Origin of the sequence: Streptosporangium sp. NPDC000509 (assembly GCF_042898365.1) — a bacterium.
Lineage (GTDB): Bacteria > Actinomycetota > Actinomycetes > Streptosporangiales > Streptosporangiaceae > Streptosporangium.
The window spans coordinates 227,881-241,515 of the sequence record NZ_JBIAYX010000014.1; the positions used below are offsets into that span (position 1 = coordinate 227,881).

The following is a 13,635-nucleotide window of genomic DNA, read 5'->3' on the forward strand; positions in this document are numbered from 1 at the left end:
GACTTCTACGACAGCAGCGAGGCCGCGTGGCGCCCGGCGGCGGCCGAGGCGAGGAAGTAGGCGAGGTCCTCGTCCAGACCCCGGCCCATCGTGGACAGGCGCACCGGAGATGCCTGGAGCGCCTCGTACAGACCGTCCACCGGCACCTCGACCAGCTCGTGGCGGGCGGCGAGCGGGCGTGACTGCTCGGCCACCCGTCTGCCGAAGTCGCCGGGCAGCACGGGCACGGCGACATGGGCCGGGGCGAGCGCCACCCGGCCGTAGGCGGTGAGCGAGTGGTGCGAGACCCCGATGTGGCGCTCGCGCAGGTCGCCCTCGCTGACCCGCAGCGCCGCCACCGGGCGGCCTCCCAGGACGGCGGCGGCGTTGACCGCCTCGCCGGCCGAGACCCCGGAGAAACCCCAGCGGGTGCCGCTGCCCAGATTGCCCGGTCCCTGGGTGACGATCGCGACGTCGGCCTCCAGGACGTGCCTGGCCGCCAGCAGACCCGTGTGCGGGGTCACCGCCTCCACGTCGCCGCCGAACGCCTGGCCCACGGTGACGACCCCGCACAGCCAGCCGGTCTCCCGCAGCCGTGCGCACGACATGGAGAACCAGGCGGGCAGCGCGCCGCCGTCGAGCATCACGTAGGCGACCCTGAGGGGTCTGTCGCGCTCCGGGCCATCGTTTTCCGGAGTTTCGCCAGGCTCCGGGGGGTTTTGGCCGTACAGGCCGCAGAGGATCGCGGGCAGGGCCGAGTGCAGGTCGGCGACGATCACCGGCATGCCGTCCACGGAGTCCGCGTCGCGCAGGACCTCGTGGAAGGGCGAATCCTGCTCGTCCGCGCCGAGGACGGTGGCCTGCAACGGGGTGTAGCGTGCCTTCACCAGGTGTCCGGGGCCTTGAGGATCTTGTGGCAAACGGTCGGGGACAGCCACCACCATGGCGTAACCTCCCGTACCGAGACCCATCGCGAGCGCGGTCGTGTTGAGCAGCACCACGTCACCGGGCTCGGGACGTCCCACCAGGGCCGGGTAGGCGAGCGCACGCGCCTCACCGTCCTCGGTGGTCACGTCGAGTTCCACCGCCCCCGGCCATTCGCGCCGGATCCGTACGACCTCGCCCCTGCGCCATCTGATCACGGGGGAAGGGTAGCGTCACTCGAACAGGAAGGAGGCCGGATGTCGCGCCGGAAGACCGAGCGGCTGCTCAATCTCGTGATCTGCCTGCTGGCCACGCGGCGGCCGCTCAGTGCCGAGCACATCCGCCAGGCGGTGCCCGGTTACGACGCCGACAACGACGAGGCCTTCCAGCGGATGTTCGAGCGGGACAAGAACGAGCTGCGGGAGATAGGCATCCCGATCGAGGTCCACAAGGACCCGTGGGAGGAGGATCCCGGATACCGGATCGTCCGCTCGGCGTACGAGCTGCCGGAGATCACCCTGGAGCCCGACGAGGCCGCCGTGGTCGGCCTGGCGGCACAGGTGTGGCAGCGGGCCAGCCTGGCCGAGGCGGCCAGCGGGGCCCTGCTGAAGCTGCGCGCGGGAGGCGTGCAGACCGACGAGGCCCACGGGGTGCTCGGCGGCGCGCTGGAGCTGCGTGTCGACACCCAGGACCCGTCCTTTCCCGCGCTGTGGGAGGCCGTGCGCGACCGGCGCGCGGTCCGCTTCGCCTACCGGGCGGCGGCGAGCCAGAACGTACTGACCCGCACGGTGGAGCCGTGGGGCGTCGTCAGCCGCCGGGGCCGCTGGTACATGGTCGGCCACGACCGCGACCGGGAGGCGCCGAGGGTCTTCCGGCTCAGCCGCATCAGCGGGCCGGTCACCACCCTCGGCCGCCCGGGTTCGGTGGTGGTGCCCGAGGACGTCGACATCAAGTCCATGGTCGTCTACAGCGACGCCGCCGTGCGCGAGCGCACCGCCCTCATCCGGGTCAGGCGGGACACCTGCCAGGGGCTGCGCCAGGTGGCGAAGGCGGTGCGGCCCGCCGGCGAGGACTGGGACGAGCTGGACGTCGACTTCACCGACCCCGGCAGGCTGGCCGGATGGATCGTGGGTTTCGCCGCGGACGCGGAGGTCGTCGGCCCCCCGGACGCCCGTGACGCGGTCATCTGCCGCCTGAAGGGAGCTCTCGCGTGAGCACGGCCGACCGCCTGCCCAGGCTGCTCGCACTGGTGCCCTACCTGATGTCGCACCCCGGGGCCCAGGTGCCCGAGGTCGCGAAGATCTTCGGGCTGAGCGAGAAACAGCTCATCGACGACCTGCAGCTGGTGTGGATGTGCGGGCTGCCCGGCCACACCCCCGGCGACCTGATCGACGTGTCGTGGGACGGCGGGGAGATCGTCATCGACAACGCCGAGACCATCGCCCGCCCGCTGCGGCTGGGCGTGGACGAGGCCAGTGCCCTGCTGGTCGCCCTGCGCCTGCTCGCCGAGATGCCGGAGTTCGGCGAGCGCGACGCGCTGGCCCGGGTCATCGCCAAGTTCGAGCGGGCCTCGGGCGAGGGCGCCGCGGCGGTCAGCAGCCAGGTCGCGGTGGAGGTCGACGCCGCGCCCGACGCGCTGCCCGTCGTCAACGAGGCGCTGCGGCGCGGCAGACGGCTGTCGCTGCGCTACTACGTGCCGGGACGCGACGAGATCACCCCGCGTGAGGTCGATCCGATGCGCCTGGTCGTCGTGGACGGCCGCCCCTACCTGTCGGGCTGGTGTTACCGGGCCGAGGCGGTCCGGCTGTTCCGGCTGGACAGGATGCTCTCCGTCGACGTGCTCGACGTGCCCGCCGACCCGCCCGCGGACGCCGTGGCCGACGAGGTGACGCCCGGGGTGTTCCGGCCCTCGCCGACCGACGAGCTGGTGGAGCTCGAACTGACCCCCGCGGGCCGCTGGGTCGCCGAGTACTACCCGTGCGAGCGGGTCACCGAGCTCGGCGAGGGCCGTGTGCGGGTGGCCCTGCGGGCCAGGGACCAGGGGTGGCTGGTACGCCTGGCGCTGCGCCTCGGGGACACCGGCAGGGTGGTCTCTCCGGCCTCGCTGGACGAGAGCGTCCGGGCCGCGGCCACCGCCGCGCTGAATCGTTATGAGTCGCTTTCCTGATGTACGAAGCCGGAGTCTCCCGACATGAGCTGGATCATCGCCGCGGTCTCACTCGCCTTCGGAGGGCTTGCCCTGCTGGGTTTCCTCGCCGTTCGCGTGCTGCGTGCGGCCGCCGCGCTGAGCCGTGAGGTCGATCGGACGGAGGGGAGACTGGAGCCCGTTCGGGTCCTGTTCGGCGAGCGTACGGCGATCGCGCGGGGCCAAAGGGATGAGTCTGCCGCCGGGGGAGCGTACGATCGGAGGCAAAGACCGCACGTCGCCCGGCGTAAGGATGTGTAATGCCCAACCTCGGACCCACTGAGCTGATCATCATCGGCCTGATCCTGGTGCTGCTCTTCGGTGCCAAGAAGCTGCCGGAAGCCGCCCGCGGGCTCGGCCGGTCGCTGCGCATCTTCAAGTCGGAGACCGCCAAGCTCCGCGACGAGGACGAGACGGAGACCGCGACCGCCACGGTCGTCCAGGCGCAGCCCCAGCCCGCCGCCCCGGCTCCGCAGTCGATCCCGGCGGCGACGCAGCCTCCGGCTCCCGCGCTGAGCGTCGAGGAGGAGGCCCGCCGCCTCGAGGAGCAGGCCGCACGGCTGCGCGCCCAGGCCGGAGCGCCCAAGCAGCAGTGATCGGCGGTAGCCTGAAGATCTACCCCCATCACTCGACTCGTCACCCCAGGATTCGCGAATGGCGCTGCTGAAGTGGCCCAAATCGGGCCGGAACGGGGCGGCACCGTCGCCCGCAGAGGCGGGCGACGGTCGCATGCCGCTCATGGAGCACCTGCGCGAGCTGCGTAACCGGCTGGTCATCGCCCTGCTCGGCCTGGTCGCCGGCACCATCGTCGGTTTCATCTTCTTCGATCCGATCTGGCAGTTCGTGTCGGCGCCCTACTGTGGGCTCCCGCAGGCGCAGGAGTTGCGGTCCGGGCAGTGCACGATGCTGATCCTCGGGGTCTTCGACTCCTTCTTCGTGAACCTCAAGGTCGCCGCGATGTTCGGCCTCGTGGCCTCCTCGCCGATCTGGCTCTGGCAGATCTGGGGCTTCGTCACCCCGGGCCTGTACCGCAACGAGAAGCGCTACTCGATCCTGTTCATGGTGCTGGCCGTCCCGCTCTTCCTCGCGGGCGCCGCCCTGGCCTACTTCGTGATGGACACGGGCCTGTCGATCCTGCTGGGTTTCGCCCCGCCGGGATCGGTGGTCGGCCTCACGATCGACGAGTATCTCAGCTACGCGCTGATCATGATCATCGTGTTCGGCATCTCCTTCGAGTTGCCGCTGCTCATGGTGTTCCTGAACATCATCGGGGTGCTGCCGCGTTCGTTGGTGGCCAAGCACCGCCGCATGGTCATCTTCCTCATGTTCGTCTTCGGCGCGGTCGCCACCCCCGGTGGCGACCCGTTCACGATGATCGCGCTCGCCCTGCCGATGGTGCTGCTGTTCGGCCTGGCCGAGGGGTTCATGTATCTCAGGGAGAGAAGACAACCCAAGGGTGAGGACTTCTCCCACCTCTCCGACGACGAGGCCTCCTCGCTCGACGACGACGTCTCGTCCGTGGGCGCCGTGACCCCGGTCGACGATCCGGCTCCTATCGATTCGAGAACGACCGACCCCGATCCCGGCAAATAGCGGATAAGTTCCGGTCTGTGCCCGCAGAGATCGCAGTCCTCGTCAACCCCGCCGCCCGCGGCGGCCGTTCCCGGGGACTGCTCTCCCCGGTGCTCGACCGCCTGCGGCAGGGGGGACGCGAGGTCTCGGTGATCCTCGGAGACTCCGCCTCCGACGCGCTGGAACGCGCCTGCACGGCCGTCGCCGAGGAGCCGGAGGCGCTGGTGGCCTTCGGCGGCGACGGCCTGGTCCACCTCGCCGTCCAGGCGGCCGCGGGCAGCGGCGTACCACTGGGCGTCATCCCCGTGGGCACGGGCAACGACATCGCCGCCGCGCTCGGCATCCCGCTGAAGGCGCCGCTCGCCGCGGCCGACACCGTGTTGCGCGGGCGGGTGCGCACGGTCGACGCCGTGAAGGCGGGCGAGGACGAGTGGTTCGCCGGGGTACTGGCCTGTGGCTTCGACTCCCGGGTCAACGAGCGGGCCAACACCATGACCTGGCCGCCCGGTATGGCGAGATATCTTGTCGCCCTCGCCGAGGAGCTGCGCTCCTTTCGGCCCATCCCGTTCAGGATCGGCCTGGACGACGAGATCGTCGAGCGTGAGGCGATGCTTGTCGCGGTCGGCAACACCCGTTCCTACGGCGCGGGCATGCGCGTGTGTCCCGGCGCGGTCCCCGACGACGGCCTGCTGGACGTGACGATCCTCGGGGCCATCCCCAAGATGGAGTTCCTGCGCACCTTCCCCCGCGTCTACCGAGGCTCCCACGGCGCCCATCCCGCCGTCACCATGCTCCGCGCCCGCCGGGTGACCCTGGAGGCCCAGGGAGTGATCGCCTACGCCGACGGCGAGCGAATCGGCCCCACCCCGCTGACATGCGAGATCGTCCCCGGCGCGCTGGCGGTCCTCGTCTAGGGCCGCCGACGTACGCCGACGGTCCTGGACGAGGACCGTGCGGCGCCGCCCGGACGGCCCGCCGGGGTGGCCCGCGCGATCGACGGGATCCGGGGAGAAGGGGGACGGGCCGGAATCCCGATATCGGTAGGCTGGAGCCATGACGACCCCAGCGGAACGATACGCTGCCTTCCGTCAGAGCCAGGCCGAGAGCGGGCCGGCGCTGACCTCGTTCCGCGGTCTTTACGACTTCGAGCTGGACGACTTCCAGCTCGACGCCTGCCGGGCCCTGGAGGCCGGTGACGGAGTCCTCGTGGCGGCGCCCACCGGCTCGGGCAAGACCGTCGTGGGCGAGTTCGCGGTGCATCTCGCCCTGCGCGAGGGCCGCAAGTGCTTCTACACCACCCCGATCAAGGCGCTGTCCAACCAGAAGTACAACGACCTGGTCAAGCGATACGGCATCGACAAGGTGGGCCTGCTCACCGGCGACAACAGCGTCAACGGCGAGGCCCCCATCGTCGTCATGACGACCGAGGTGCTGCGCAACATGCTCTACGCCGGGTCCTCCACCCTGGCGGGGCTCGGTTTCGTGGTCATGGACGAGGTCCACTACCTCGCCGACCGGTTCCGCGGCGCGGTCTGGGAGGAAGTGATCATCCACCTGCCCGAGTCGGTGCGCCTGGTCGCCCTGTCGGCCACGGTCAGCAACGCCGAGGAGTTCGGCGAGTGGATGGGCGAGGTCCGCGGCGACACCAGCGTCATCGTCGACGAGCACCGCCCGGTCCCGCTCTGGCAGCACATGCTCGTCGGCAGCCGCCTCTACGACCTGTTCGTCACCGGAGACGACGACCGGCGCCCCCAGATCAACCCCAACCTCCTGCGCATCGCCAAGGACGAGGAGCGCCAGGCGTACGGCAGAGGGCGCCGCGGCTACTCACGGCCTCGCAGGAACGGTCCGCCGGACCGTGCCGCGGCCATCGAGCGCCTGGACGCCGACGCCCTGCTGCCCGCGATCACGTTCATCTTCTCCAGGGCGGGCTGCGACGCCGCCGTCATGCAGTGCCTGCACGACGGCATCCGGCTCACCACCGACGCCGAGCGTCACGAGATCCGGCAGATCGTCGACGAGCGCACCGCGCACCTGCCCGACGAGGACCTGGGTGTGCTCGGCTACCTGGAGTGGCGCGACGCCCTGGAGCGCGGCCTGGCCGCCCACCACGCGGGGATGCTCCCCGCCTTCAAGGAGGTCGTCGAGGAACTGTTCACCCGGGGCCTGGTCAAGGCAGTGTTCGCCACCGAGACGCTCGCGCTGGGCATCAACATGCCCGCCCGCTCCGTGGTGATCGAGAAACTCGACAAGTGGAACGGCGAGACCCACGCCGACCTCACCCCCGGCGAGTACACCCAGCTCACCGGACGGGCCGGGCGTCGAGGCATCGACGTGGAGGGCCACGCGGTCGTCCAGTGGCAGCCGGGCACCGACCCGCTCCAGGTCGCCGGCCTGGCCAGCACCCGCACCTACCCGCTGCGCTCCAGCTTCCGTCCCTCCTACAACATGGCCGTCAACCTCGTCGGCCAGGTGGGCAGGGAGCGGGCCAGAACCCTCCTGGAGTCCTCGTTCGCGCAGTTCCAGGCCGACCGGGCCGTGGTGGGCATCGCCAAGCAGGTGCGCCGAGCGGAGGAGGCCCTGGAGGGCTACCGCCAGGCGATGACCTGCCATCTGGGCGACTTCGAGGAGTACGCCGCGATGCGCAGGGCCCTGTCCGACCGGGAGGCCGAGCTGTCGCGCCGGCGCGGCGCGGCACGCAGGACGCAGGCGCTGCGCTCGCTGGAGGCGCTCAAGCCGGGTGACATCATCAGGGTGCCCGGCGGGCGCAGGGCCGGTCTGGCCGTCGTCCTCGACCCCGGCCTCAACTCCCGGGGAGAGGGGCCCTCCCCGCTGGTGCTGACCATCGGCAAGCAGGTCAAGAAGCTGTCACCGGCCGACTTTCCCGTCCCGGTCGAGCCGGTCGAGCACCTGCGCATCCCGAAGAACTTCAACGCCCGCTCGCCCAAGGAGCGGGCCAACCTGGTCTCCTCGGTGCACGCCAAGATCGGCGACCGTGACTTCGGCAAGCCCGTGCGGGCACGCGACCACGCCGCGGAGGACGACGAGATCAACCGGCTGCGCACCGAGATCCGCCGGCATCCCTGTCATGGGTGTGACGAGCGCGAGGACCACGCCCGCTGGGCCGAGCGCTACTACAAGCTGCTCCGCGAGACCGAGGGCCTGCGCCGCAGGGTCGAGGGCCGCTCCCACGTCATCGCCCGCACCTTCGACAAGGTCTGCGGGGTGCTCGACCAGCTCGGCTACCTCGACGGTGAGAGCGTCACCGCGGAGGGCCGCCGCCTGGCCCAGCTCTACACCGAGCTGGACCTGCTGACCGCCGAGTGCCTGCGCGCGGGACTCTGGAACAACCTGGACCCGGCCGAGCTGGCCGCGTGCGTGTCGTCGCTGGTCTTCGAGTCGCGGCAGGCCGACGACGCCCGCCAGCCCAGGATCCCCGCGGGAGCGGCTCAGAAGACGCTGGCGGACATGGTGCGCCTGTGGGGTGAGCTGGACTCGATCGAGAGCGACCACGGCCTGTCGTTCATCAGGGAGCCCGACTTCGGCTTCGCCTGGGCGGCCTTCCGCTGGGCCAAGGGTCACAGCCTGGACGCCGTGCTCCGTGACGGCGTGCCCGGCGCGGAACTGGCCGCGGGAGACTTCGTCCGCTGGACCAAGCAGCTGCTCGACCTCCTCGGTCAGATCTCCGACGCGGCCCCGGCGGGGAGCAAGGTGAAGCAGACTGCGGGCAAGTCGATGGACGCCCTGCGGCGCGGGGTGGTGGCCTACTCGTCCCTGACCTGAGCTCCTGCCGCCGACCTGTTTCCCTCCTCTCCGGCGGGCCTCCGCGGCCGGAAACCCGCCGCGGAGGCCCGGTGGAGAGCTTCGCGGGATCTCGGTCGAGCCCGGGAACGGGTCAGGCCAGGCTGAAGCGGACCTCGCGGGTGGCTGGGTCGGCGCGTGTCAGCCGCACGCGTACGGCCTCTCCCAGCGGGAGCCCTTCGCCGTCGCAGCGGGCCACCACCGCGGGGTCGGTGACCTGCACCTGACCCCACGGCCGGTCCTCGGCCACGTCGATCACCACGGCGTCGAACGTCTGGCCCACCCGCTCGCGCAGGACGAATGCCTCCACCAGGTCCACGCACGCCCGCTCGACGCTGCCCGCGCGACGCCCGGTGGCATGCATGATCTCCGGCAGTTCGCCCATGGTCCGCTGGATCTCCTGGGGCACCGGCTCGCCCGCCGCGATGGCCAGGCAGATCTCCGTGGCGTAGCGGTCGATGAGGCGGCGCAGCGGAGCGGTCACGTGCGCGTACGGTGCCCCTACGGCGGCGTGCTCCGCCTGCGCGGGCGGCTCGCCGTTGAAGGCGACGTATCCGGCGCCGCGCAGCAGCACCGTCGACTCCTGCAGGAACGCGGCCTGCTCGGGGATCCTCGGGTCGAGGGAGTGGACGACGTCGCCGTACCCGGCACCCTCGGGCCAGGGCACGCCCAGCGCGGCGGCCACCCGGCGGACCTGGACGATCCTCTCGGCGGGGGCGGGCGGCAGCACCCGCAGCAGGCCGATCTCGGCGTCCAGCATCATGGAGGCGGCGGCCATGCCCGTCAGCAGTGAGAGTTGCGCGTTCCACGCCTCGGCGGCGAGCGGGGCGCGAAACTCGACCCGGTAGCCGTTCTTCTCCGGGACGACCTCCTGGTCGGGGGTGGGCAGCGTCACGCCGCCCCTGGCCCGCTCCTGGGCGAGCCTGAGCCGGCCGATCTCGGCCAGCAGTCGAAGAGTGCCGTCGGCGGTGCCGGTGTCGACCGCGGCCTGCGCGTAGTCGTAGTCGAGCCGCTCGCGGCTGCGTACCAGTGCCCTGCTCACGTCCGCGCCGACGATCAGGCCTTCGGCGTCCAGGTCGACGCACCACAGCGCGGCGGGCCGGGTCACCCCCGGCAGCAGGCTGGCGGCACCCTCGGACAGGACGGGCGGATGCAGCGGCACGCGCCCGTCGGGCAGGTAGACCGTCTCGCCGCGAAGGCGGGCCTCGGCGTCGATCGCGCCACCGGGCCTGACGAACGCCCCGACGTCGGCGATGGCGTACCAGACGCGGTAGCCGCCGGACCGCTCCTCCAGGTGCACGGCCTGGTCGAGGTCCATCGCGCCCGGAGGGTCGATGGTGATCAGGGGCAGGTCGGTACGGTCCAGCCGGGGCAGGGCGGGCACCTCGGCGACCCACTCGGCCTCGTCGATCACCGCCCGGGGAAATCCGTCGGGCAGTTTCATCTCACGGCGGATCCGCTCGAAACCGTCGCCGAGCCGTGGATGGGCCCCTTCGGGCACCAGGATGCTCTTGTGAGGCACAGGGAGCAACCTACCGGCTCGCGGCGGACTCCTCACCGGCCGGTCGGGGCGACGGTGATCGGCACGGCGGAAGAGCAGGTCGGAGGCGGGAAGGCGGGGGATGAGCCGTCAGAGCGCCGAGGTCAGGCGCTCCAGCGGCCCGGACAGGCCGTAGCGCTCACTCAGGGCGGCGAGCGCCTCCGGGTCACGGGGCTTGACGGGAAGCGCGATGTCCGCCTCGGGAAGGGGGACGTCGCGGGCGACCCGGACCACCTCGGGGGCCACCCGCAGGTAGTCGCGGGCCGCCGACAGCCTGGCGCGCTGCCCGGCGGTCAGGTCGCCGCCTCCCTCGCCCCCGTCGAGGGCCCGCAGCAGCGCCTCCAGCGAGCCGAACCGGGTGATCAGGGCCGCGGCGGTCTTGTCGCCCACCCCCGGCACGCCCGGCAGCCCGTCGCTGGGGTCGCCGCGCAGGGTGGCGAAGTCGGCGTACGAGCGGCCCGGGACACCGTATTTCTCGGTGACGGCGGCCTCGTCGACCAGCTGGAGGTTCTTGACCCCCCTCGCGGTGTAGAGGATCCGGACCGGCCGGGAGTCGTCGACCAGCTGGAACAGGTCGCGGTCGCCGGTGACGACGTCGACCTGACCGCTCGCGCGCGTGGTGAACGTGCCCATCACATCGTCGGCCTCGTAGCCGGGAACACCGACGAGGGCGATGCCCACCGCGTCGAGCACCCGCTCGATCACCGGCACCTGCGGGGCGAGCGTGTCGGGAGTCTCCTCGGCACCGCCCTCGACGAGCCGATGGGTCTTGTACGTCGGGATGGCCGCCACCCGGAAGGCCGGGCGCCAGTCGGCGTCCATGCAGGCGACGAGTTCGGTGGGGGAGTGCCGCCGGACCAACATGGCGATCATGTCGATGACGCCGCGCACCGCGTTGACGGGCATCCCGTCGGGGGCGGTCATCGACTCGGGGATGCCGTAGAAGGCGCGGTAGTACAGCGAGGGGGTGTCAAGGAGCATCAGGCCGGGCATGGCGACCATTTAACCAATCAGCCGAGCACTCCGATCGCCAGAACGCAGGTGTCGTCCTCGGGGTTGGGGCCGCCGATCACCTCGATGAGCCGGTCGAGCTCGTTGTCCGGGTCTCCTCGCAGCAGGGCCGCGGCCTCCATGGTCAGCGCGAGTCCCTCGTCGATGTCGCGGGTGCGCCGCTCCACCAGCCCGTCGGTGAACAGCAGCAGGAGGTCACCCTCCCGCAGTTCGACCCCGGCCGTCTCGTACGGTTCGTCAGGAGTGGCGCCCAGCAGCACCCCGGCGGGCGGGTCGAGCTGGGTGGCCGTCCCCTCACGGACCAGGATCGGCGCGGGGTGTCCCGCCTGCCCCCAGGTGAACGTCCTGGTGTCCGGGTCGAGATGGCCGACGACCGCGGTCGCCGTCGTCTCGGGCATCCGGTGCAGCACGAGGTCGTTGAGCCAGGCGAGCAGCCTGGCGGGGGAGTGGCCGGTCATCGCGAGGCCGATCAGGGCGTGGCGCAGCTGGGCCATCTGGGAGATCGCGGGCATCCCGTGTCCGGACACGTCGCCGATGGCGAGCAGCACCCTGCCGTCGGCGAGGGGAACGGCGTCGTACCAGTCGCCGCCCAGGCCGGGGTCGACCCCGGCCGCGACGTAGCGGACCGCGATGCGCGCGTGCGGCAGGTCGATGCTGTCTCCCAGGCCCGGCATGATCGCCTCGCGCAGGGTCACGCTCATGTCGTGCTCCTCCGCGACCTGCTCACGGATCCGCAGCAGCTTGCTGCGCGACTCCGACATGATCCGCTCGGCGCGGCGGCGGCCGGTGATGTCCTGGACGACGCCGTGCACGCTGAGATGCCCGTCGCTCACGACGGGGTCGAGCGCGGCGCGTAGGTGGCGCAGCTCACCGCGGCGGCGGATGCGGAACTCGGCCTCCCCGGCCTGGGCCCGGTGCACGACGGACCACAGCAGCCGGTCGAGGTCGGGCCGGTCGGCCACCTCGACGTGACCGACCAGGTCACGCAGGTGGATCGGGCCGTCGCCGGGGGCGCGGCCGAATATGGTGTACGCCTGATCGGACCAGGTGGACTCTCCGGTCTGGAGATCCCACTCGGCCCAGCCCATCTCACCCATGCGCTCCGCGTGCGCGAGGCGTGCGGTGAGGAGGTGTCGCTCAACGGCCATGTGCTCGTCCGGTTCACCGCGTGACCGCTGTGCCGTCTCAGCGGCGGTCGATGAGGCCGGACCGGTCACCTGGTCGTTTCGTGGGTGGAGGGGTGGCTGGTGGCCGCCCACTACGCCGACCATGTAGCTCGCTCTCGATGTGTGGCTTTATGGATACTTTGCCAACAAAGTGTGATCGTACTTCAACAGATTGTAGTGGTGAGGCTGCTCTCGTGCCTTCCTTTCCCCGACTTTCGGTTCCGGGGCGGGGCCCGGATGCGTCGCCGTTCCGCCGGGGATTAGATTGGTCGGCGTGACGACGGAGCCCTCTGATCTCTATCCCGTGACCCGCCTGGCCGCCGTCCGCGAGGCGACCGCCGCCGCCGGGCTCGACGCGCTGCTGCTCACGCCAGGCCCCGACCTTCGCTACGTGACCGGTTACGAGGCGCTGCCGCTGGAGCGGCTCACCTGCCTGGTGCTGCCGGCCGAGGGCGAGGCGTTCCTGATGGTGCCCCGCCTGGAGCTGCCGGCGGCCGAGCGCTCCCCGGCGTCGCGGCTCGGCGTCGAGTTCGTCCCGTGGGACGAGACCGACGATCCGTACGCGGTCGTCGGCCGGCGGCTGGGCCCGGTCCGCAAGGTCGGCCTCGCCGACCGGATGTGGGCGATGCAGTCGCTGCGCCTGCGCGACGCGATCCCCGGGGCCGAGCAGGTGCTCGCCGGGACCGTCCTGCGCGGGCTGAGGATGCGCAAGACCCCGGCAGAGGTGGCGGCGCTGCGCAGGGCGGGGGCCGCGATCGACGCCGTCCACGCCCAGGTGCCCGGTTTCCTGCGGGCGGGCAGGACCGAGCGCGAGATCGGCAGGGACATCACCGAGGCGATCCTCGCGACCGGTCACTCCACCGTCGACTTCGTCATCGTCGGCTCAGGGCCCAACGGCGCCAGTCCGCACCACGAGCTGTCGGACCGCGTCGTGCGGGAGCGCGAGCCGATCGTGGTCGACATCGGGGGCCAGATGCCCGACGGCTACTGCTCGGACTCCACGCGCGTCTACGCCGTCGGCGAGCCTCCGGCGGGCTTCCTGAAGTACTACGAGGTGCTCAGGCGCGCTCAGCAGGCCGCCTGCGACGCCGTGCGCCCCGGGGTGCCGTGCGAGGCGGTCGACGCCGCCGCGCGAGAGGTGATCACGGCCGAGGGCTACGGCGAGTACTTCATCCACCGCACCGGTCACGGCATCGGCCTGGAGACCCACGAGGAGCCCTACATCGTCACGGGCAACGCCGAGCCGCTGGCGCCCGGCTTCGCCTTCTCCGTCGAGCCGGGCATCTACCTGCCGGGAGCCCACGGCGCCCGCATCGAGGACATCCTCGTCTGCACCGACGAGGGTGGCGAGCGGGTCAACCACCGCCCGCGCGAGCTGGTGGTCGTCTAGGGCGGAGCGGTCCGCGCGCCGGTGACCGGCCGCACGGTCCCGGCGGCGGTCCGAACCGGGAGCGTGT

Annotated in this window: 11 protein-coding genes; 7 read left to right on the top strand and 4 right to left on the bottom strand. The window is 71.7% G+C overall.

Translation table 11 applies throughout. The annotated features are described in order from the left end of the window. Positions 1-5: 5 nt before the first annotated feature. Positions 6-1,121 (bottom strand): DUF3866 family protein, encoded by a 1,116-nt coding sequence (locus tag ACFY3D_RS25820; RefSeq protein ID WP_389983537.1) that lies wholly within the window; start codon positions 1,119-1,121, stop codon positions 6-8. A 39-nt stretch (positions 1,122-1,160) separates the two neighbouring features. Between ACFY3D_RS25820 and ACFY3D_RS25825 the strand changes: the two genes are divergently transcribed. The 6 genes from ACFY3D_RS25825 to ACFY3D_RS25850 all read left to right on the top strand — a co-directional run bounded on the left by ACFY3D_RS25825 (position 1,161) and on the right by ACFY3D_RS25850 (position 8,443). Continuing rightward, complete coding sequence (locus ACFY3D_RS25825) at positions 1,161-2,117, top strand: WYL domain-containing protein (protein WP_350948310.1); 957 nt, start codon at positions 1,161-1,163, stop codon at positions 2,115-2,117. Continuing rightward, positions 2,114-3,070 carry a WYL domain-containing protein gene (locus ACFY3D_RS25830; protein ID WP_350948311.1) on the top strand — a complete coding sequence of 319 codons (957 nt, stop codon included), beginning with the start codon at positions 2,114-2,116 and terminating at the stop codon, positions 3,068-3,070. Before ACFY3D_RS25825 ends, ACFY3D_RS25830 begins: the two co-directional genes overlap by 4 nt. A 278-nt stretch (positions 3,071-3,348) precedes the next feature. Continuing rightward, positions 3,349-3,684, top strand: a complete 336-nt coding sequence (tatA, locus tag ACFY3D_RS25835; RefSeq protein WP_350948313.1) for a Sec-independent protein translocase subunit TatA — start codon at positions 3,349-3,351, stop codon at positions 3,682-3,684. Between the two features lie 58 nt (positions 3,685-3,742). Beyond that, a complete protein-coding gene (tatC, locus tag ACFY3D_RS25840) occupies positions 3,743-4,681 on the top strand; it encodes a twin-arginine translocase subunit TatC (RefSeq protein WP_389983543.1) in 939 nt (312 codons plus the stop codon). 17 nt (positions 4,682-4,698) lie between these two features. After that, positions 4,699-5,574, top strand: a complete 876-nt coding sequence (locus ACFY3D_RS25845; protein WP_362897238.1) for a YegS/Rv2252/BmrU family lipid kinase — start codon at positions 4,699-4,701, stop codon at positions 5,572-5,574. Between the two features lie 139 nt (positions 5,575-5,713). After that, positions 5,714-8,443, top strand: a complete 2,730-nt coding sequence (locus tag ACFY3D_RS25850; RefSeq protein ID WP_389983546.1) for a DEAD/DEAH box helicase — start codon at positions 5,714-5,716, stop codon at positions 8,441-8,443. Between the two features lie 112 nt (positions 8,444-8,555). Here the strand turns inward: ACFY3D_RS25850 and ACFY3D_RS25855 are convergent, their stop codons facing one another. From ACFY3D_RS25855 to ACFY3D_RS25865, 3 genes are all read right to left on the bottom strand, one after another. After that, positions 8,556-9,983, bottom strand: coding sequence for an RNB domain-containing ribonuclease (locus ACFY3D_RS25855; protein ID WP_389983549.1), 1,428 nt, complete (start codon positions 9,981-9,983; stop codon positions 8,556-8,558). Positions 9,984-10,091: 108 nt separating this feature from the next. Continuing rightward, the gene (locus ACFY3D_RS25860) at positions 10,092-11,003 is read right to left on the bottom strand and encodes a 5'-3' exonuclease H3TH domain-containing protein (protein ID WP_389983552.1); all 912 of its coding nucleotides are present in this window, start codon (positions 11,001-11,003) and stop codon (positions 10,092-10,094) included. 8 nt (positions 11,004-11,011) lie between these two features. Next, the gene (locus ACFY3D_RS25865) at positions 11,012-12,160 is read right to left on the bottom strand and encodes a PP2C family protein-serine/threonine phosphatase (RefSeq protein ID WP_389983555.1); all 1,149 of its coding nucleotides are present in this window, start codon (positions 12,158-12,160) and stop codon (positions 11,012-11,014) included. Between the two features lie 292 nt (positions 12,161-12,452). On the opposite strand from ACFY3D_RS25865, the gene ACFY3D_RS25870 reads away from it, so the two are divergent. Beyond that, a complete protein-coding gene (locus ACFY3D_RS25870; protein WP_389775455.1) occupies positions 12,453-13,568 on the top strand; it encodes a M24 family metallopeptidase in 1,116 nt (371 codons plus the stop codon). The last annotated feature ends 67 nt before the right edge of the window (positions 13,569-13,635 follow it).